Genomic DNA, 20,588 nt, shown 5'->3' on the forward strand with positions numbered 1-20,588 from the left:
TCCGCCATCAGTCAACGGGGCGGTCTCGTTCAAATGTCATGGCATCGCGTGGCAATTGTGCACGCAGGACAAGCGGCAGCGGCTCGATCGCCAGCGCGCGCAGTTGCGACCAAAAAATCGACAGTAGCACGGTGACAATGCCCAGTAGCGTTAGCGTCAGCGGAAATCCTACCGCCAGAAGCCCGTCGTTAAACTGCATCTTCACTAGAAAAGCCATTGCCGACATCAACAGCGCCCGACGATCGACGATCAGCGCTATCCAGCAGAACAGAACGAACAATAGCGTGGCGAAGGCAATTTCCGAGCCATTAGCGGCCATCGGCGTAAAGCTGTACAATCTGTCCCATCCCGCCGGCGCGCCCGCCACGCCGAACAGCAGCCGGTAGGACGCGCCCGCAATCTGGAATCCGGCGGCGGCGTGCAGCCAGAATCCCACATCGCTGCGCACCGTTTCGCGCCGCACGTCGCTCATGTCCCACCACATGGCAAGTAGAAACAGGCACACGCCAATGAACAGCAACAACACGCCGACCAGCGACGCGCCGACATCGGGCCAGACGATCCGGGCGACGTGTACGAAGATGTTTATGAGAGCGATCACCGCCGCCGCATAGGCCATCGGCAAACGGAACCGCGTCCACCATGCTACACATGCCATGACCGCCGTAGCAGCCACGATGAGCGCAATGGTCGGGGGCATTCCGGTCGGCCGCATCGGCAGTACCCCGCCATTCTGACCGACGCCCATGATCAAAATACCAACGCCCAGCCCGACCATCGATACCAGCAGCACGAAAAAGATGAAGAGGACGACACTAGCGAGAATCTGGCGACGACGGTGGGTGAAATATTCCGCCAGTACCCAGCAAACGGGCGCAACAGCGCCTGCAGCGATAGGTGAAATCGTGACGGAAATAGCTGCCATCACAGAAAGAGCCATCCACAACCCGATACTGGCCATGACGTCAGCCAGAGCAATGGAGCCACTGAAACGTTCTTCATCAGCCGTCGGCGCTCTTCGCGCCTGAGCTGCGCGGTTGCGCAACATGCGCATTACATCGCGCGAAATCACGCCATCCCGGACGGCGTCCTCAATATCCTGATTGTCGAACATATCACCCTCCGCTCACCATTGCCCTAGTGTGCAATGTTGAATGGAAAGTTGAAGATCACGCCTTGCCGAAGACGCGGTGGAAGATCGTGTCGACTTGCTTGAAGTGATAGTCGAGGTTGAATTTTTCCTCGATCTGTTCGGGCGGCAGCGCGGCGGTGACGTCGGTGTCGGCTTTGAGCAGTTCCAGCAGCGATAGCTGGCCGTCCGATTCCCACACTTTCATCGCGTTGCGCTGGACATAGCGATAGCTGTCTTCGCGGCTGACGCCGGCTTGGGTCAGGGCGAGCAGCACCCGCTGCGAGTGGACGAGACCGCCCATCTTGTCGAGATTCTTCATCATCCGCTCAGGATAGACGAGCAGTTTGTCGATCACCCCGGTCAGGCGCGCCAGCGCGAAGTCGAGGGTTATGGTGGCATCGGGGCCGAAGAAACGCTCGACCGACGAATGGCTGATATCGCGTTCGTGCCAGAGGGCGACATTTTCGAGCGCGGGCACGACGGCCGCGCGCACGACGCGGGCAAGGCCGGTGAGGTTTTCGGTCAGCACCGGATTGCGTTTGTGCGGCATGGCCGACGAACCCTTTTGGCCGGGCGAGAAATATTCTTCTGCTTCCAGCACTTCGGTCCGTTGCAGATGACGGACTTCGACGGCGAGCCGTTCGATCGAGCTGGCAATGACGCCGAGCGTCGCGAAGAACATGGCGTGGCGGTCGCGCGGGATGACCTGGGTCGAGACGGGTTCGATCGCGAGGCCGAGCTTTTCGGCGACATGTTCTTCGACGGCGGGATCGATATTGGCGAAGGTGCCGACCGCGCCCGAAATGGCGCAGGTGGCGACTTCCGCGCGGGCGGCGATCAAGCGCGCCTTGCAGCGGGAAAATTCCGCATAGGCTTCGGCCATTTTGAGGCCGAAGGTCACGGGTTCGGCATGGATACCGTGGCTGCGGCCGATGGTCGGGGTCAGCTTATGCTCAAAGGCGCGACGCTTGATGACGGCGAGCAACTGGTCGATGTCCTCGATCAGCAGGTCCGACGCGCGGGCGAGCTGGACCGCGAGGCAGGTGTCGAGGACGTCGCTCGACGTCATCCCCTGATGCATGAAGCGGGCTTCGTCGCCCACCTGTTCGGCGACCCAGGTGAGAAAGGCGATGACGTCATGCTTGGTGACAGCTTCGATCGCGTCGATCGCGGCGACGTCGATCACGGGGTTGGTGGCCCACCAGTCCCACAGCGCCTTGGCAGCCGAGGGCGGCACGACGCCCAGTTCGCCCAGCTTCTCCGTCGCATGCGCCTCGATCTCGAACCAGATCTTGAACCGGGCTTCCGGCTCCCAGAGGGCGGTCATTGCGGGGCGGGAATAGCGAGGGACCATGAGCGAATCCTGCAACTGGAGGAGATAGGATGCCGCGCCGCCTAGCAGCGTCGGCAGCGCGGGGCAAATCGGGCGGTGGTGTGTGGACGGCAGGGGCGCACGAGAAGGCCGCACAGACAAACAAGATGAATTGACGGCATTTACAAGACGAATGGGTCAAGATGAACGCATGTTCAGGAACAATCGGGCGGTTTCAACTCTTCTTATGGCACTATTCATGCAGCATGGAAGTCAAACACAGGCTGCACCTTATGGGTCGTAAAATAGGAGATTGTCATGATCCGCACGCTTTTGTTTACCACGGCTCTGGCCGTTGCCGCGCCCGCCATGGCGCAACAGACGATGACGCCGGATACTGCCACGCCACAGGCGGCACCGGCAGCGCCGGTACAGCCGGACGCAGCGACGCCGCAGGCCGCAACGCCTGAGGCAGCGACACCGCAGGCAGCGACGCCCGCCAACCCCGGCAATGCGGTCGCGACCATCGTGGATACCGAGTTTCCGGCCTATGACGCCGATAGCGACGGCGAGTTGAGCCAGGCCGAGTTTTCGCGCTGGATGGTGGCGTTGAAGGCGCAGGAGACCAAGGCGACCGGGCAAACATTGCCGGAAGCCGAAGTCACGGCCTGGGCCAATGGTGCCTTTGTGACTGCGGACACGGATAAGAATGCGACGATCAGCAAGCCCGAACTCGTCACCTACCTAAGTGGTGGAACGGCCTAACAGGCGCTATAATCCCCGAACTGTCACGAGGGACGGGAGATAATCTAGTCGGGTCGCACCGACGGCGGCATGGCGCGAAGGCCATGCCGTTTTTTTTTTGGGCCGCTCAGGGCCGCTTTCGCGTGTAGAGCAATGCCGCGACGATCGCGGCCGAACCGATGCCGACCGCAGCGCCGGTCCAGGCCGACTTGCTCATCGAGCGACGGACGGCGGCCACCATGTCCAATGTCGTGGGTTCCTCGTCCGGCTGTGCCGCCGCCGGGGAAATGTCGGCGCCATCCTGGGGCGCGCTCATGTCTGCGTTATCCATAGTCGGACAGATATGGCAAAGTCCGGCACGCAGGGGAAGACGGGAGATGCGTTTCCCGCCGCGCTCCGATGATTTTTCGCTGCGCGCTGCAACGGCGCGCGCCAGGGGGACAGGGTTCGCCGAAGAATCGCGATGCCCCCTCTTGACTTCATCGCTGGATTTATGTTGGTAGCGCTATCAATCAAGAGTAGTTGTTTAGGAGTTGATGATGCCGGGGGACCATGTCTTGCTCGACGCCCTGCCCGCCGATTGGCGCGCGGGCCGCTTTCTCGGTCGCGTGGCTACGGCCGCTGGCCCCAGCCCGATCATGGTCGATCAAGGCATCGCCTATGACATGAGCCGGGTTGCGCCGACTGTGGCGCAACTGGTCGAGATGTTTCCGGTGGACGCCCAAAGCGGCGAAGCGCTGGCCCCCCTCGACACGCTGACCCTGCCGCTGCTCAGCCCCGTCGACCTGCAATGCGTCAAGGCGGCGGGCGTGACCTTTGCCCTGTCGGCGATCGAGCGCGTGATCGAGGAGCGAGCGCGCGGCGATGCTGGTGCCGCTGCCGCCATTCGCGGCCGGCTGGAAGAACGGGTCGGCGGGTCGATCCGCGCTGTGGTGCCGGGATCGCCTGAGGCCGCCGCGCTCAAGACCGCGCTGATCGAGGACGAGCTATGGTCGCAATATCTGGAGGTCGCGATCGGCCCGGATGCGGAAGTCTTCACCAAGGCGCCAGTGCTGGCGACCGTGGGTGCGGGCGCGCAGATCGGCATCCGGTCCGATTCCACTTGGAACAATCCTGAACCGGAAATCGTGCTGATCGGCAATTCTGGCGGGAGCGCTATCGGCGCGACGCTGGGCAACGACGTTAATCTGCGCGATTTCGAAGGCCGATCGGCGCTGCTGCTGGGCAAGGCGAAGGATAATAATGCGTCCTGCGCGCTGGGGCCGCTCATTCGCCTGTTCGACGAAGACTTCACCATCGACGATGTGCGCAATGCCGAAGTCGCGCTGACCATCGACGGGCCGGAAGGCTATCGCCTGGAAGGCAGCAGCAGCATGAACCAGATCAGCCGCGATCCGCTGGACCTGATGCGCCAGACCATGTCGGAGCATCAATATCCCGATGGTTTCGCGCTGTTCCTGGGCACTTTGTTCGCGCCGGTGCAGGACCGGGACGAGCCGGGTCGCGGCTTTACCCATAAGGTCGGCGATATCGTCGCCATCTCCACCCCGCGCCTCGGCAAGCTGGTGAACGAAGTCGTGACGTCCAAGGACGCGGCGCCATGGACCTATGGCCTGACCGCGTTGATGATGAACCTGGCCGAACGCGGCCTGCTGAACGCCGCCAAAGAGAAAGCCGACGCATGAAACGCGCATCCTACCCCAGCCTGGCGGGCAAACGGGTGTTCATCAGCGGCGGCGGCAGCGGGATTGGCGAGGGACTGGTCGAGGGCTTTGTCGCGCAGGGTGCGCATGTTGCCTTTTGCGACATTGCGGTGGCCGAGAGCGAAGCGCTGGTAGCGCGCCTCAGCGATGCGGCCTTAACGCCGATTTTCCACGCGATCGACCTGTGCGACATCGATGCCGTGCAGGCGATGATGGCGCAGGTCGAGGCGGAGCTGGGCGGCATCGACATCTTGATCAACAATGCCGCCAATGACGACCGCCACACGATCGAGGAGGTCACGCCGACCTATTGGGACGAGCGGATGGCGGTGAATTTGCGCCATTTGTTCTTTGCCGCACAGGCAGCCGTTCCGGCGATGAAGCGCGCGGGCGGTGGTGTGATCCTGAATTTCGGGTCGATCAGCTGGCACCTCGCTCTGCCCGAACTGGTGCTGTACCAGACCGCCAAGGCGGCGATTGAGGGGCTGACCCGCAGCCTGGCCCGCGACCTTGGCCGCGACAATATCCGCGTCAACACCATCATTCCGGGCAACGTCAAAACGCCGCGCCAGATGAAATGGTATACGCCCGAAGGCGAAGCGGAGATCGTCGCCGCGCAATGTCTGGACGGGCGGATCATGCCGGTCGATGTTGCCGCGCTGGCGATGTTCCTGGCGTCGGACGATGCGCGCTATTGCACCGGCCATGATTATTTCATCGATGCCGGTTGGCGCTGACATGAGCAGCGCGACGCCCCAGAGTGTTTTGAGCGTCGGCGCGATATTGGGCGAAGGCCCGATCTGGGTCGCGCGCGACGCGGCGCTATGGTTCGTGGACATCAAGGGCCATTGCATCCATCGCTACGATCCGGCGCTCAATGTCGCGCGCAGTTGGACCGCGCCGGGACAGGTCGGATGGATCGTGCCGACCGACGACGGCCTGTTCGCGGTCGGGCTGCAGTCGGGCATCCACCGGTTCGACCCGGCCAGTGCCAGCTTCCGGTTGCTGCACGCGCCCGAAGCGCATGTACCTGGCAACCGGTTGAACGACGCGACGGTGGCACCGGACGGCGCGCTATGGTTCGGGTCGATGGACGATGGAGAGGCAGAAGATAGCGGTCACATTTATCGGCTGCATCGGGGCCTGTGCGCCAATGTGGGATTGCCGCCGGTGTCGATCACCAACGGCCCTGCCCTCTCGCCCGATGGGCGGACGCTCTATCATACCGATACGCTTGGCCGTCATATCTGGCGCACCGCGCTGACCGACGACGGGGCGATCGGCGAGACCCACCTGTTCACGACGATCGAGGATGGCGCGGGCTATCCCGATGGGCCGTCGGTGGATGCCGAAGGCTGTTTGTGGACCGGGCTGTTCGGCGGCTGGGCCGTGCGGCGCTATGATCCGGCGGGCGCGCTGATGCGCGAAATCCGCTTTCCCGTCGCCAACATCACCAAGATCGCGTTCGGCGGAGATGACCTGTCGATCGCCTATGCGACGACCGCGCGCAAGGGAGTGGACATGACAGCGTTGACAGAGCAGCCCCTTGCGGGTGATCTGTTCGCCTTCGACCCCGGCGTCGCAGGATTGCCGGGCCACGTCGCAACGATATAAGATTTGGGAGAATGACGGATGAATGAGGGGAGCGCCGAGAAGGTCAACATGGCCTTCATCGCAGCGATCGTCGCGGTGGCGACGATCGGCGGGTTCATGTTCGGCTATGATTCGGGTGTCATCAACGGCACGCAAAAGGGGCTGGAAAGCGCCTTCGACCTCGGCAAGCTGGGCATCGGCATCAATGTCGGCGCGATCCTGGTCGGGTCGTCGGTCGGTGCGTTCATGGCCGGGCGCATGGCCGACCTGATCGGACGGCGCGGCGTCATGATGCTGGCGGCGGTGCTGTTCCTGGTCAGCGCCCTACTGGCGGGTGCGGCGAGTTCGTCGGTCCTCTTCATCTTCGCGCGCATAATCGGCGGTCTGGGCGTCGGCGCGGCGAGCGTCATTTCGCCGGTCTATATTTCCGAAGTCACGCCAGCGGCGGTGCGCGGGCGGCTGTCCAGTATCCAGCAGGTGATGATCATTTCCGGCCTGACCGGGGCGTTCATCGCCAATTTCGTGCTGGCACGCTATGCGGGCGGATCGACCGCGCCCTTGTGGCTCGATTTTCCGGCGTGGCGCTGGATGTTCTGGTTGCAGGCGATTCCTGCCGCCATCTACCTCGTCGCGTTGCTGTTCATCCCTGAAAGCCCCCGTTATCTGGTCGCGCGCGGCCGGGATGCGGACGCCGAAGTGGTGCTGACCCGCTTGTTCGGTCCGCTCGAAGCGGCGCGCAAGGTCGCGGAAATCCGTGCCAGCCTGGCCGCCGATCATCATCGGCCGAAATTGTCCGACCTCATTGAAAAGACCAGCGGCAAGATCCGTCCGATCGTGTGGACCGGCATTGGCCTGGCGGTGTTCCAGCAGCTGGTCGGCATCAACGTCGTCTTCTATTATGGCGCGACGCTGTGGGAAGCGGTCGGCTTTTCCGAAGACAATGCGCTGCAGATCAACATCCTGTCGGGCGTGCTGTCGATCGGCGCGTGCCTTGGCGCGATCGCGCTGGTGGACAAGATCGGCCGCAAGCCGTTGCTGCTGATCGGATCGGCCGGTATGGCGGTAACGCTGTCGGTCGTGGCCTATGCCTTCTCGACAGCCGTGACCGGCGCGGACGGCGCGGTGTCCCTGCCCGGCTATAACGGGTTGATGGCGCTTATTTCCGCCAACCTCTATGTGATCTTCTTCAACCTCAGCTGGGGTCCGATCATGTGGGTGATGCTGGGCGAGATGTTCCCGAACCAGATTCGCGGATCGGGCTTGGCCGTCGCTGGCTTTGCCCAGTGGATCGCCAATGCGGCGATTTCGGTCAGCTTCCCCTCGCTGGCCGTCTCGCCGGGGCTGGTGTGGACCTATATGGGCTATGCGCTGTTCGCGGCGATCTCCTTCTTCTTCGTGCGCAAGATGGTGTATGAGACCAAGGGTCGCGAGCTAGAGGATATGGTCGGCTGAGTAACGAGACGATCCTGTTGCGGGCGGGAGGGCTGGAGGCAGCGCTCTCGCCCGCTGTCGGTGGGGCGCTGCGCTGGCTGGCGCTTGATGGCGTCGACCTGCTGCGGCGCGCGCCGGAGGGGAGCGTCGATCCGCTCGCCATGGCGAGCTTTCCGCTGGTGCCCTATGCCAATCGCATTGCCGATGGGCGCTTTCATTTTGGCGGGCAGGATTATCACTTGCCGCTCAATTTCGGCGATCACCCGCACAGCCTCCACGGCCATGGCTGGCAAAGCGGCTGGGCAGTGACGGACCAGAGCGATGATGCCGCGCAGTTGACGTTTGTGCATTGCCCGGATGCGCGCTGGCCCTGGGCGTTTACGGCGCGACAGCATGTTGCGCTCAGCGCGGATGCGATCGTCCTGACGCTGGCGCTGACCAACGACGCCGAGGACGATGCGCCCGTTGGCCTTGGTTTCCACCCCTATTTCCGCGCCGATGCCGACACGCGGTTGCAGTTCGCGGCGCGCAGCCTGTGGCTTTCTACCCCTGACATGCTGCCCGAACGATCCGTGCCTGCCGATGGGCTTGGCGACTGGTCGCACTTGGCGGCCGTGCAGGGCGAGAGCCTGATCGACAATGTCTATGGCAACTGGGACGGGATGGCGACCGTGGAACGCGGCGACGGGCTGCGCCTGACGCTGACGGCGAGCGGGGCGGACTGGCTGCATGTCTATCGCCCGCCCGGCTCCGATGCCTTTTGCCTGGAGCCGGTCAGCCATATGCCCGACGCGCTGAACCGGCCCGGCGGCATGGCGATAGTGGCGCCGGGCGCGACGCACAGCCTGTCGATGCGGATCGAAATCGGCAAAAGCGATCAGGTGCTTCCGAAATCCGCCGGGATCGCCTAAGCTGCATCGCAACAGCAGCATGAGGTAAAGCCGATGCAATTTTTGCGGACCGCCTTCTGGGTCGTCATCGCCGTCGCCCTGGCCTTTTTCTGCATGGCGAATTATGTCCCCGTGACGGTGCGCCTGTGGGGCGATCTGGTGATGGAAACCAAGCTGCCGGTCCTGTTGATCGGCGCGTTCCTGCTGGGGGCGCTGCCCTTCTGGATCATGGCGCGGGCGACCCGCTGGCGCTTGAAGCGACGGTTGGACAGCACGGAGCGCGCGCTGGCAGCGGTCACCACGCCGCCTGCACCACCGGCAGCGTCGGTCGCGTCTACGCCGCCCGCACACTCGCCTATGTCCTCGACGCCGCCCGTGGCCGACGCGACGGACCTGGCCACGCCCCCGCCCTCCCCTCTTTCGCCCGCAGGACCAGCATGAGCAGCCCCATCTATGTCGCCATCGACACGCCCGATCTCGCCAAGGCGCAGCATCTGGCCGGGCAAGTGCGCCATCATGTCGGCGGGCTGAAACTGGGCCTCGAATTTTTCTGCGCCCATGGCCATCATGGCGTGCATGAGATGATGAAGTTCGACCTGCCGATCTTCCTCGACCTCAAATTGCACGATATTCCCAATACGGTGGCGAAGGCGGTGCAGGCGCTGCACCTGCTGGAACCGGCGATCCTGACCGTCCATGCGGCGGGCGGCCGCGCCATGCTGGAGGATGCCAAGGCGGCGGCTGGGGTGAATACGAAGGTGGTGGCGGTGACCGTGCTGACCAGCCTGGACGATGGCGACCTGCTCGACATCGGTGTCGGCGGGAAGGCCGAGGATCAGGTGCGGCGGCTCGCCGACCTGGCGCAGAGCGCCGGGCTGGACGGCATCGTCTGTTCGGGCGAGGAAGTGGCGATGGCCAAGAAGGCCTGGCATGACGGCTTTTTCGTGGTGCCGGGCGTGCGGCCAGCCGGTGGCGCGATGGGCGACCAGAAACGCGCCGTGACCCCGCGCCAGGCGCTGGACCGGGGTGCGTCGATATTGGTTGTGGGGCGGCCCATCAGCCTGGCGGAAAATCCCGACCTGGCGGCGCGCGAGATCGAAGCGACTCTGTAAGGGGCGAAGTTCACACCGTCGTTGGGTGATTGCGGGCAATCGTAACGGTGACGTTGCTGCGAGGGCGCGGTGACGTAAGGCTGAGGTCACATGTGGGTCATGGTGGCGCGACACGGATGCGCCATGTGTGCGGCGGTTGTGCAGACGGAATGCTTGGGCGGTGGTGGCGCGAGGGGGGCGAGCGGGTTGGTCCATCGGACAGGATAGATCAGAAGATTTCCTACATTGGAAGGGTTGGAGGGGTGTCACCCTATCGAGAGCGTGACACCCCTCCGTCTGGCCTACGGCCAGCCACCTCCCCTGCCAGGGGAGGATGACTTAAAACCGCCATTTTGCCATTGCTCATCAAAGCGGTCTAAGAAAAGCAGAAATTAGGTATGTAGCCTTTACACCGCTAGCCTGTGTTCACATGTTTGGAGACGGACGCATGCGTAAGGGTATCAAGGTTTCGTTGGCTATCCTTATTGGCGCTTTCGTCGGTCCATTGGCTTACGGAGCGGCGGGTTCCACTTGTTGGACGGCCTCGTCCAGCCGTGACGACAAGGGCGCCGTGGCGCGAAGACTATATTCGAGAACGGATTTGAATCCGGGATATGATGCCGTCACGACCTATTCGAGCAGGAATTGCGAGGAACCGAAAGACACCGCCGGATGGGATGTGCGGCTCCGCGCTTTCTCCAATTATCATTTGTTGTGGATTTCCTCTCGGTATGAGGACGCCATAGTCACCGATCTGCACGCGTTGCCATCCCCAATATTAGGTGCATTAGACGGGTGTATCGGCGGATCGCCGCTAAGTTCTCTGTGCAAACATTATGTTGCGCAACGCATTGCCCGCACCATTGAGTCATTGGAAACCCAAAAAGCCAAATGGCTGGTGGAAGGCGAAAGGCATATTCGGCGGGCTTGGCCCGAATGGTGCGTGGAGGCGGTGCCTGTGTATACGCGCTAAATAATCACTCCGAACCGAACATTCCGCTCCCCATCATTGCCGTCATGCCGGGCTTGACCCGGCATCTATTGGCTCGACGGTAGAGCGTCATTGAGGGGGTGAGGCTCATGGACCCCGGATCAAGCCTGTCCTGAGCCTGTCGAAGGGTCCGGGGTGACGGTGTTTGTGGGGGGCCGTCTTTCACCCGTGGTCATCGTCGTTGGTATAGGGAACATCATCGCTACGTCGCGTAGGGGCGATTTGGGGAGATGGGTTCCCGCTTTCGCGGGAATGACGGGGGGTGTGTGGGGCATGACGGAGGTGTGGGTCGCCGCCGTTTGGCTTTCCCCGACACCCGTGCCTATTGTGCGGCTTTTTCTTCCGGGGCGAAGAAGTGGTCGATGACGTCGCGTGTCAGTCGCGCGGGGCGCAGGCTGCTGGCGTCTATGCAGCACCAGCTGGATTTGACTTCGGCCAGCACTTCTTCGCCGCGGCGGATGATGGTTTCGTAGAAGGCGCGCGCGCCCTGCACTTTTTCGAGCAACACGGTGGCGATCACATCGTCGTCGAGGAAGGTGGGCTTGCGATAGGTGATTTCATGTTTGAGCGCGACCCAGAGGTGCCCGGCGACAGCCTCCGACGGGGCCAGGGCGCGCCAATGGTCCAGCACCGCTTCCTGCACCCATTTAAGGTAGCTGGCATTGTTGACATGACCCATGAAGTCGATGTCGGCGGCATCGATGCCGATGGAATATTGATGGGGAATCGCGTTACTCACATCAATGTCAATATCATCCTTGCGCCCGTCGCGCTAGGGGGATGCACCTTTGGACGGCGATACTGCGCGGCGCTGAGAAATTTTCCCCCTGCTTCACCGGCTTATGCTGCATTGCAGCAAATGGCGTTGACTTGGGCGGGCTAATCTTCATCCTGACGGGACCGAAATGATGGAGGGAATCATCATGGCGATCACGAGCGACACGGCGGCCCAGGTGGCCGCGCAACTGACTCAGGCGTGGGCGATCCGGTCCGGGGTGAAGAAGCCCGATCCGACCAAGCCGATCGAGGATCAGGTCATCACCATCTACAAGCGCTTTATGGACATAGTGCAGAAGGGCTGAGCGATAGTGTCGTAGAAACGTGAAAGGGGCCGGTCTTGTGAACCGGCCCCCTCCCTTGTTTAGCGGCTTTTAGAAGCGCCAGCCGACGCTGGCGACGACCTGATGCCGGTCGGTGTCGATGCCGAAATCTTCGGTGGTCGCGCCATTGGCGAACTCGATATTGGCGTCGCTATATTTGGAATAGCGATATTCCACCTTGGCAAAGGTGTTGGTGTTGATCGCGCGTTCCACGCCGCCACCGATGCGCCAGCCGTCCAGCTTGAACGCGGTGTCGGTGGTTTCGTCGGTGTTGCCGGCCAGCACGTTGAGCTTGCTGTTGGTATAGCCGCCCTTGACGTAGACGAGCGTCGAGGGATTGGCGAGGATACCGGCGCGCGCCCCGACATAGAGGTCACGGCCCTGGCTGACGCGGCCGAAACCGAACTGGTCGGTGGGATCGCGACGATCGGACTTGGCGGTGGAGTCGGTCCATTCGCCTTCGACGCCGACGACGGCGCTGCCGAGGTTCACGTCGTAACCGGCGCCGATGCCGTAGAGCAGACCGTCGATCGACTGGTCATCGCGGTCGTTATTATTGTCGACATCGCTGCCGGCGCCGACATGGTCATAGCCCAGGATCGCTTCGACGCGGGGACCGGTGAAGGTCGGGCCGACATCCTGTGCCATGGCGGGGGCGGCGACTGCGGCGCTGCCGAGAAGGGTTGCGACCATCAACTTACGCATATTCTAAACTCCATTGTCATCCCCTGTAGGGGAGAGACGCTGAAAGCCGCGGGGAGCCGTAAGTTTCATGAACCTAAGATAAACAAGGACTTATGTTGCAGATATGACACAATTGCTGTCGTTTCGTCGCAGATTTGACGGCGCAAAGCGACGAACGGAAGGAAAGTGCCTCAGCACTCCACAACATTGACGGCCAAGCCGCCAAGCGAGGTTTCCTTGTAGCGGCTGGCCATATCCTCACCGGTCTGGCGCATGGTTTCGATGACGGCATCGAGGCTGACGATATGATGGCCGTCGCCCTGGAGCGCGAGATAGGCGGCGTTGATCGCCTTGACCGCGCCCATGGTGTTGCGTTCGATGCAGGGGATCTGGACGAGGCCGCCGATCGGGTCGCAGGTGAGGCCGAGATTATGTTCCATGCCGATCTCGGCGGCATTTTCGACCTGGCCGTTGGTGCCACCCAGCACGGCGGCGAGGCCAGCGGCGGCCATGGAGCAGGCGACGCCGACTTCGCCCTGGCACCCCATTTCGGCGGCGGAGATGGAGGCGCGCTTCTTGTAGAGGAAGCCGATGGCGGCGGCGGTGAGCAGGAAGCGACGCTCGCCATCGCGATCCGCGCCGGGGACGAAGCGGCGATAATAATGCAGGACCGCCGGGATGACGCCTGCCGCGCCATTGGTCGGCGCAGTGACGACGCGGCCACCGGCGGCATTTTCCTCATTCACGGCCAGCGCGAACAGACTGACCCATTCGAAAATCTGCGCCGGGCCAAGCGCGTCCTGTTGCAGGCGCAGCCGCTGATGAATGGCGCGGGCGCGGCGGCGGACCTTGAGGCCGCCGGGGAGCAGGCCTTCCTGCTGGAGGCCGCGGTCGATCGAGGCGCTCATCGCGTCGATCACGCTGTCGAGGAACGCGTCGGTTTCCGCCTGGGTGCGCCACGCGCCTTCGTTGCGCAGGACGAGGGTGGCGATGGAAAGGCCGGTCGCCTCGCCCTGCGCCAGCATCTCCGCGCCAGACGAGAAAGGATAGGGCTGGACGACATTATGGCCGAGCGGGGCGTCGTCGGCGACGCGCTCGCCGGGCAGCACGGCGCCGCCGCCGATCGAATAATAGTCGCGCACCAGCGGTTCGCCTTGCCCGTCGAGCCAGGCGGTGAAGCGCATGCCGTTGCTATGGGCTTCGAGAAATTCGCCCATGTGGAAGAGGAGGTCGCGCGCTTCCTCGAAGGCGATCCACTGGTGATGGGCGCTGCCCGCGCGGATGCGGCCATCAGTGCGGATCGCGGCGAGGATGGCAGGGATGGCGTCGGGGTCGAGCGCTTCGGGGCTGTAGCCCGACAGGCCGAGCAGGATCGCGGTGTCGGTGGCATGGCCGCGTCCGGTCAGTGCCAGCGAGCCGTAGAGATCGCACGAGACCCGCACCGGCTGCGCGGGGAGAGAGTCCATGAACAGGCGCGCGGCGCGCATCGGGCCTACGGTGTGCGAGCTGGACGGGCCGATGCCGATGGTGAACAGGTCCATCACGCTGATCGCGGCGGCAGCGTCGATGCGGGACTTGGTCATGGCTTAATAATCCCGCGACACGCGGACGTTGGCGCTCTGGCGGCCGAGCGTCGAGATGGCGCCGAGCAGCGACAGCCAGCGCGTGACCTGATATTCGATGCGGGTGGCGCTATAGCCCTGCCCGTCGGTGATGAGTTCGACATAGGTTTTGCGGGTGAGATATTTGCCCGCAGCGATCGACGTCCCCTGCCCCTGGGTCGGATCGGCGGCGATGATCCGCAGCCGGTCCAGCCCCGCCGCCTTGCGCACGGCGTTGATCGGGTCGAGCCCGCCGCCACCCTGTAGCGAGCCGACCGCCGAGGCAAGTTGCAGCGCTTCGGGCGCGGACAGGTTGGTGATCGACGTGCCGAACAGGATGCGCGAGAGCAGTTCGTCCTGCGGCAAGGCGGGGATGCTGTTGAAGGTGATGTCGGGTTTGAGGCCGGTGCCGCCGACATGGATGGTGGCGGTGAGGTCGCTGACATCGGCGACGGCGTCGATGTCGAGCGTCGGGTTGATGGGCGTCTTGCCATCGAACTGGATGCGGCCTTCGCGCAGCTCGAAGCGGCGGCCGGCAAATTCATAATTGCCGCGCACCAGCTCCGCGCGCCCGGCAATGGCCGGGTTGGTGACGGTGCCGCCAAGGTCCAGGTCTGCGCGCCATTCGCTGTCGAGGCCAAGCCCAGTGACGGTCAGGCGGTTGCGCGCGCGCGCCTTGATTGCCAGCGCCCAGGGGACGGTGGTGCGGACGGTTTCGATTTCCTCGCCGCGCCGGTTGATTTCAACGACGCGCAATTCGGGGATGGCGGCGACGGCGGCGGCGCGGCCCAGCGTGAAGCGGCTCTTGTTGAGGATGACATCGCCGCCGATCGTCCCGCCCGTGCCATCGGATCGCAGGGTGATGGGGCCGGTGACGGTCGCGGCGATATCGTCGCGCTCCAGCAGCGCGGCATTATCCGCCTGCATCGCCAGGTCCATGCCGACGCCCGCTATGCCGTTGAAGGTGAAGCGGCCGGTGCCGGTGACCGACCCGCCATTTTGCGACGCGGCGGCGAAGCTGGAGATGACGAGTTGCGCGCCGGAGAAGCGGCCGCGTGCCTTCACCTTGGCCAACCGCATACCGGTAACCGGGCTGTTGATCGTGCTGTTATCGGTCGCGAACGTGCCGGTGATGCGGGGATCACCGAGCGTCCCGCGCATGTCGGCGGAGACGTTGACCGGCCCGCCCATATCGACGATCTCCACCCCGGTCAGCCGCCACAGCGTATCGGCCGCGCCGCTATAGCGTAGCTGCGCGAACAGGGGTGCGGCGTTCAGCCGTTCGACCAGGTTGCCCGTGCGGCCAAGCGGGGTGAGCAAGGCCTGCCCCCGGCCGATCGTCTTGCCATCGGCGACGAACACCATGCGGGTGGCGAGGCGATCCGCGCCCAGCGCCGCATTGACGCCGACATCGACGGGACGCGAGCTGAGCGACAGGCCGGAGCGCGACAGGCCGCGCAGGCGCAGTTCCGCCGTGCCGGTGGGCAGGCCGCCGCGCGGCTGCGCATAGCTGAGCGAGCCGGTTGCGATGCCGCCGAGTCCCAGATTGTCATAGGCGATATCGAGCAGGCCGAGCGGCAGCTTGTCCATGCGCGCTTCGATATGGTTGGCGGTCGCGCCCAGTTCGCCCGAAAGCTGTAACGACCCGCCTGCATAGCTGATCGTCGCCGGCGACAGGCGCCAGCCATCGTCGGTGCGGGTCAGCAATGCCGAGCGGGTCAGCCGGATCGGGCGCTTGTCGATGGTGCCGCCAGCGGTGACGCGGATGCGGTCGGCATCGACCTGCGCCTCTCCCTGTAGTTCGAACAGACGGCCGCGCTGGCCCGACAGGCTGCCGCGGATGGTGCCGCGCCCATCGACCAGATCGGCATTGGCGGCGAAGCGACCGACCAGCACGCCGCCGACGCGCAGCCCGCGCGCCTGCGCCGTCGCCTTGAGCGTGGTGCCCGACGGATCGAGCAGGATCGTTGCGTCGAGCGTGCCGCGCCGCACGGTGATGATCGTCGGCCCTTCGAAACTGGCACCGTTGGCGGTCAGTTTGAGCTGGACTTGCTGGATGTCGCCCACCGGCTTGAAGCCGACATAGCCGGTGACGGGGCCGCTGACCGCCAATTGACCGTCGAGGCCGCCGGTGACCGGGCGGATGTCGCCGCTGGCGGTGACGCCCGACACGGCGAGATTGGCGACGCGCACCACCGCCTGCCCCCCCTGGGGCAGCAGGATGACGCCGCGCCCGGTGAAGGGGCCGAGCGTCGATCCGCCCTCCGCCGTGTAGCTATAGCCATTGGCGTCGGGAATGAGGTGGGCATGGACATCGCGCAGGCCAAGCGCATCCATCGGCCGGGTGAGCATCAGGTCGATCGTCGGCCGTTCGATATTGCCGTCGAGCGTCAGGGTGAGCGGGCCATATTGATCATGCTGCCCCTTGCCCTCCAGATGGAGCGTGCCGTCGCGGAAGCGCACGCCATTGCCCGCCAGCGTCAGCAATGGCGCGGCGAGGCGCATGTTGGTGAGCGCCAGCGTGCCATCCGGCCGCAGCGTCAGGTCGCTGCGCGCCGTGGGCAGGCCGCCGCCCAATGTGCGCAGGAAATCATTGTCGAGCCGCCGCACCCGCGCCGCTGCACTGCCGCTGAGGCCAAAGCCGCCATCGGCGCGCGGCATGGCGCGCAATTTGGAGGTGACGTCGACCACCCCGAAGCCGCGGATCGCGAGGCCGACGATCTGGCCATCCAGGCCCATATCATAGCGGCCGGTCTTGAGATCAGCGAGGACGGTCAGCTTGCCGCGCAGCTTGTCGGAGCGCAGCTCCATGGGATTGCTGACGATCTGCTGCCCGTTGAGTTGCAGCACGCCGTCGAGCGCGAAATTGCGCACGATGCCTTCGACCAGATCGCCCTGCCCGTCCAGGCGGCGGGCGCGCAGGCGCAGCGGGATCAAGGTCGGGCCGGACCCAGCCGTGCGGCCCTTGCCCTCGGCGCGAACGTCGCTGATGCGGGCCTTGTCGAACGTCAGTTCGCGCGCGGTGAGGAGATATTCATAGCCAAGCTGCGACAGCGGGCCGTCGAGGCGGATCTTCGCCACGACATCGCGCCCGCGCATCGTCTTGAGCAAGGCTTCGGGGCGGGCGAGTGTGAGGTCGAGCCGCATATTGTCGAGCGCATTGTTGCGCAGGTCGATCGCGCCGTCCGCGCTCAGGTCGATCGCGGCGGAGCGGAGCGAGGCGGTGCCGTCGATCACTCGGTCGACCAGGGTGCCATTGGCGCGCACGGTTAGGCGGGGCGAGGACAGGCGCTGGATCAGGCTGCCCCCGGCAATGGCAGACCCTTCGACCGTGCCGCGGGCCGAATAGGCACCGCTGCGCGCCGCAAGAACGAAGTCGGCGGCGGGCGCGGCATCGAGCGTGGCGGACAGGCGGCCGTCCCACCGGGTCCAGCTGCCCTTGCCACCGATGCGCAGATTGCCATCCTGTGTGAGCCCCGCCATCGTCGCCAGCACGCCGCCCTTGGGCGCGTTGACGGTGACGTCGAGGCGGAAGCGATCATCGTCGGGGCGGCTGTCGAGCGCGATGCTGAGCGCGTCGCGGCCATCGAGCGTGCGCGCGGCCAGATCGATGATCGCGCGGCCGCCGCGAATATCGGCGTCGCCCGCGATCGTCGCGGTCTGGGCGCGGCCGGTGACGCCGGGCGCGATCGCCAGCTGGCCGACCGAAAATTGCATCAGGCGAATGTCGAAGCCAGGCAGGATCGGTCCCTGCCGCTGGGTCGGATTGAGTTTGGGCAGTTTGTGCAAGGTGGCGCGCGGGATCACCAGCCGGTCGATATCCAGCCGGTTGGACAGCCAGGCAAAGGGCCACCATTCCAGTTCGACCCTGGGCGCATCGAAGAAGCGGCCATTGGGGTCGGACAGGACCAGGTCATGCAGGACCGCCTTGCGATAGATGCTGCCGTCGATCCGGCCCACGCTGATCTGCAGGCCGGACCGGGACTTGATGGTCGCGATGCGCGACACGAGGAAGCGATGCCCCGACCCCGTATCGAGCCAGGCGAGCGATCCCGCCACGATCAGCAGTAGCGCGGCGAGCAGCCCCGCGACCCAGCGTTGCCAGCGCCCGTCCCAAGCGCGGCGGCGGATCGGCGCGGCGGTGATGGGGGCGGTGGGAGCTTCGTCCGTCATCAGAAGGCCTGGCCGAGCGAGACATAGACGGCGATCTTGGGATCACCCGATTGCGGATTGATCGGCGTGCCGACATCGACGCGGATCGGGCCGAAATTGCTGTAATAGCGCAGACCGAGGCCGGTGCCGATGCGCAGGTCGCGGAAGCGCGGCAGGAAGCTCGTTGAGATATTGCCCGCGTCGATGAAGGGCACGACGCCGAAATTGCCGAAGCGCACCCGCGCCTCCAGCGAAAATTCGGCGAGGCTCTTGCCGCCGACGGGATTGTCATCCTCGCCGAAACGCGGGCCGATCGCCTGATAGCCATAGCCGCGCACCGATGCGCCGCCGCCTGCGTAGAAACGGCGCGACGGCGCGATCTGCTCGACCGTCGAGCCAAGGATGCTGCCGAAGCGGGCGCGGGCAGCGACCACCAGCTTTTCGCCCACCGGCTGATAAAGGCTGCCGTCGAGTTGCACCTTGGCATAGCCGAAGGTTTCGTCCTGAAAGGAGAGTTCGGGGCTGATCCGGCCGCCGAGGCGAAAGCCCTTGGTCGGGTTGAGCAGGTCGTCGCTGCCGTCATAGGTGAGGCTGAGCGGCACCGCACCGATGAGGAAGGTGCGGCGTGAACCGCCGGAAAAGGCATCGGCTTCGTCCGATGCGATCAGTTCCGCGCCGACGCGCCAGACCCAGTCCTTTTGGAATAGGATGTTGGTGGTCCGCTCCAGTGCCCCAGAGAGCGTGATGGTCCGCGCATCAAAGGCTTCGCGTCGGATGTTGCTGACCGACAGCAGGCCGGTCAGCACATTGTCGCGGCGGCGGAAATTATTGCGGCGATAGGTGAAGGAGGCGGTCTGTTCCTGCGTGCCGACGACCCCGCGCACCGTCACTGCGCCTTCGGGCGGGAAGAAATTGCGATGCTGCCAACTGACTTCGGCGCGATAGCCCTCGCCGGTGCCATAGCCCAGTTCGCCCGCGATCGTGCGCAGCGGTGCGGGGCGGACGTCGATCGCCAAGTCGACATGCTCGCCATCGCCTGCGTCGGTCGGCTTCAACGTCACCGATGACACCAGGCCGGTCGCGACGATGGCGCGGCGCAGATCCTCCACATCAGAGGCCATATAGGGGTCGCCCGGATCGAAGCGGGCGATATTCTGGACATGGCGGGCGCTGAACAATTCCGCATTGCTCAGGCGGATCGCGCCGAAGGTGCGATAGCCACCGGGCGTGACGATGAGGTCGAGGTCGCCCTGCCGTTCCTCATGGTCGATCCGCACTTCGGGTTCGTCCACCCTGGCGAAGGGATAGCCGCTTTCCGACAAGGCGGTGGCGAGCGCGTCGCGCCCTTCGAGTATCTTGTCGGCATCGACCGGGTCGCCGACCTTGGGCGGGAAGGCGGCGCGCAGCGTCGGTTCGCGGCTGGCGGTTTCGGCGAGGCCCGCGACATCCACCGAGGCGAGCAGATATTGCGTGCCGGGCGTGATGGCGAACCGCACGGCCAGCCGATCGCTGCCCGCGGGCGGGGCGGAGACGGCACCGCGGATGCGCGCGGCATAATAGCCCTTGGCGCGCAGCAGCCGGTCGAGCAGGTCGCTATCTTCCTTGATACGGCGGTTGATCTGCGCGAGGTTGGCGGCCTTGTTCTCGCCCTGGCGCAGGACCGACAGTTCATCGAAGCGCAGCTTAAACTGCGCGTCGGTGATGGCGTCGATGCCGTTCAGTGTGACGGTATAGCGGCGTTCCTCGCCGATTTCGGCAAAGGCGGCGACGGCTTCTTCCGGCTCGGCATCGGGGGCGACGATGGGGACAGGCATGTCCGGCCCGGCGGTCTGCACATCGGCGGGGTCGGCGGGCAGCGGCACGACGGTATCGGCCTGCCCCATGTCCGGCCAGTCGAGACCGATGTCGGGCATGGCGTCTAGCTGGGTATCGACATCGGACATGGTGCCGTCGGGGACGGAGGGCGGCGGCGACGCATCCTGCGCCCACGCAGCGCACGGGGCGGCGAGCAGCAGTGGCGCAAGAAGGAGCCGGGCGGCTTGCGGGCGGCCAGCAAAGCGGCGTCGGGTCCGCAAACCATGGGTCATGGCGCGGGTCTAGACCAGATGCTGGCCCAAGCGCCAGTCCCATAGCGCCGTTGAAGCGGGGTTTCGTCGCTATTTAT

Annotated in this window: 18 protein-coding genes; 10 read left to right on the top strand and 8 right to left on the bottom strand. The window is 64.6% G+C overall.

Annotated elements, in window-relative coordinates; genetic code table 11:
- Positions 1 to 7 precede the first annotated feature (7 nt).
- Both OVY48_RS21010 and purB read right to left on the bottom strand, forming a co-directional pair.
- A complete protein-coding gene (locus OVY48_RS21010) occupies positions 8 to 1,114 on the bottom strand; it encodes a hypothetical protein (RefSeq protein ID WP_313924316.1) in 1,107 nt (368 codons plus the stop codon).
- A gap of 55 nt (positions 1,115 to 1,169) precedes the next feature.
- Positions 1,170 to 2,486, bottom strand: coding sequence for an adenylosuccinate lyase (gene purB / locus OVY48_RS21015; RefSeq protein WP_313924317.1), 1,317 nt, complete (start codon positions 2,484 to 2,486; stop codon positions 1,170 to 1,172).
- A gap of 276 nt (positions 2,487 to 2,762) precedes the next feature.
- Here purB and OVY48_RS21020 point away from each other — a divergent pair, with 276 nt between their 5' ends.
- A complete protein-coding gene (locus tag OVY48_RS21020; RefSeq protein WP_313924318.1) occupies positions 2,763 to 3,209 on the top strand; it encodes an EF-hand domain-containing protein in 447 nt (148 codons plus the stop codon).
- 106 nt (positions 3,210 to 3,315) lie between these two features.
- Here OVY48_RS21020 and OVY48_RS21025 read toward each other — a convergent pair whose 3' ends face one another.
- Entirely contained in the window at positions 3,316 to 3,504 is a 189-nt protein-coding gene (locus OVY48_RS21025) for a hypothetical protein (RefSeq protein WP_313924319.1), read from the bottom strand.
- 223 nt (positions 3,505 to 3,727) lie between these two features.
- On the opposite strand from OVY48_RS21025, the gene OVY48_RS21030 reads away from it, so the two are divergent.
- The 8 genes from OVY48_RS21030 (at position 3,728) to OVY48_RS21065 (ending at position 10,869) form a co-directional block, all read left to right on the top strand.
- Positions 3,728 to 4,873: a fumarylacetoacetate hydrolase family protein gene (locus OVY48_RS21030; RefSeq protein ID WP_313924867.1), complete on the top strand. Its 1,146-nt coding sequence runs from the start codon at positions 3,728 to 3,730 to the stop codon at positions 4,871 to 4,873.
- Positions 4,870 to 5,628, top strand: a complete 759-nt coding sequence (locus OVY48_RS21035; protein WP_037474078.1) for an SDR family NAD(P)-dependent oxidoreductase — start codon at positions 4,870 to 4,872, stop codon at positions 5,626 to 5,628. Before OVY48_RS21030 ends, OVY48_RS21035 begins: the two co-directional genes overlap by 4 nt.
- A 1-nt stretch (position 5,629) precedes the next feature.
- Entirely contained in the window at positions 5,630 to 6,505 is an 876-nt protein-coding gene (locus tag OVY48_RS21040; RefSeq protein ID WP_313924320.1) for an SMP-30/gluconolactonase/LRE family protein, read from the top strand.
- An 18-nt stretch (positions 6,506 to 6,523) separates the two neighbouring features.
- Positions 6,524 to 7,936 (top strand): sugar porter family MFS transporter, encoded by a 1,413-nt coding sequence (locus tag OVY48_RS21045; RefSeq protein ID WP_313924321.1) that lies wholly within the window; start codon positions 6,524 to 6,526, stop codon positions 7,934 to 7,936.
- A 17-nt stretch (positions 7,937 to 7,953) separates the two neighbouring features.
- Positions 7,954 to 8,826 carry an aldose 1-epimerase gene (locus OVY48_RS21050; protein WP_313924322.1) on the top strand — a complete coding sequence of 291 codons (873 nt, stop codon included), beginning with the start codon at positions 7,954 to 7,956 and terminating at the stop codon, positions 8,824 to 8,826.
- A 33-nt stretch (positions 8,827 to 8,859) separates the two neighbouring features.
- The gene (locus OVY48_RS21055; protein ID WP_313924323.1) at positions 8,860 to 9,246 is read left to right on the top strand and encodes a LapA family protein; all 387 of its coding nucleotides are present in this window, start codon (positions 8,860 to 8,862) and stop codon (positions 9,244 to 9,246) included.
- Positions 9,243 to 9,917: an orotidine-5'-phosphate decarboxylase gene (gene pyrF / locus OVY48_RS21060; protein ID WP_037474067.1), complete on the top strand. Its 675-nt coding sequence runs from the start codon at positions 9,243 to 9,245 to the stop codon at positions 9,915 to 9,917. The genes OVY48_RS21055 and pyrF overlap by 4 nt, the downstream gene beginning before the upstream one ends.
- A 427-nt stretch (positions 9,918 to 10,344) precedes the next feature.
- Positions 10,345 to 10,869: a hypothetical protein gene (locus tag OVY48_RS21065; RefSeq protein WP_313924324.1), complete on the top strand. Its 525-nt coding sequence runs from the start codon at positions 10,345 to 10,347 to the stop codon at positions 10,867 to 10,869.
- A gap of 340 nt (positions 10,870 to 11,209) precedes the next feature.
- Here OVY48_RS21065 and OVY48_RS21070 read toward each other — a convergent pair whose 3' ends face one another.
- Complete coding sequence (locus tag OVY48_RS21070) at positions 11,210 to 11,626, bottom strand: thioesterase family protein (protein ID WP_313924325.1); 417 nt, start codon at positions 11,624 to 11,626, stop codon at positions 11,210 to 11,212.
- Between the two features lie 184 nt (positions 11,627 to 11,810).
- Between OVY48_RS21070 and OVY48_RS21075 the strand changes: the two genes are divergently transcribed.
- Positions 11,811 to 11,969, top strand: coding sequence for a hypothetical protein (locus OVY48_RS21075; protein ID WP_313924326.1), 159 nt, complete (start codon positions 11,811 to 11,813; stop codon positions 11,967 to 11,969).
- A 69-nt stretch (positions 11,970 to 12,038) separates the two neighbouring features.
- Here OVY48_RS21075 and OVY48_RS21080 read toward each other — a convergent pair whose 3' ends face one another.
- The 4 genes from OVY48_RS21080 to OVY48_RS21095 all read right to left on the bottom strand — a co-directional run bounded on the left by OVY48_RS21080 (position 12,039) and on the right by OVY48_RS21095 (position 20,511).
- Positions 12,039 to 12,692: an outer membrane protein gene (locus OVY48_RS21080; protein ID WP_096061954.1), complete on the bottom strand. Its 654-nt coding sequence runs from the start codon at positions 12,690 to 12,692 to the stop codon at positions 12,039 to 12,041.
- 170 nt (positions 12,693 to 12,862) lie between these two features.
- Positions 12,863 to 14,254 (bottom strand): L-serine ammonia-lyase, encoded by a 1,392-nt coding sequence (locus tag OVY48_RS21085; RefSeq protein ID WP_313924327.1) that lies wholly within the window; start codon positions 14,252 to 14,254, stop codon positions 12,863 to 12,865.
- A 3-nt stretch (positions 14,255 to 14,257) separates the two neighbouring features.
- Positions 14,258 to 18,445 carry a translocation/assembly module TamB domain-containing protein gene (locus OVY48_RS21090; RefSeq protein WP_313924328.1) on the bottom strand — a complete coding sequence of 1,396 codons (4,188 nt, stop codon included), beginning with the start codon at positions 18,443 to 18,445 and terminating at the stop codon, positions 14,258 to 14,260.
- A complete protein-coding gene (locus tag OVY48_RS21095; protein ID WP_313924329.1) occupies positions 18,445 to 20,511 on the bottom strand; it encodes an autotransporter assembly complex family protein in 2,067 nt (688 codons plus the stop codon). The genes OVY48_RS21090 and OVY48_RS21095 overlap by 1 nt, the downstream gene beginning before the upstream one ends.
- Positions 20,512 to 20,588: the final 77 nt, after the last annotated feature.

The sequence above is a fragment of the Sphingobium sp. SA2 genome (assembly GCF_032227065.1).
Classification (GTDB): domain Bacteria; phylum Pseudomonadota; class Alphaproteobacteria; order Sphingomonadales; family Sphingomonadaceae; genus Sphingobium.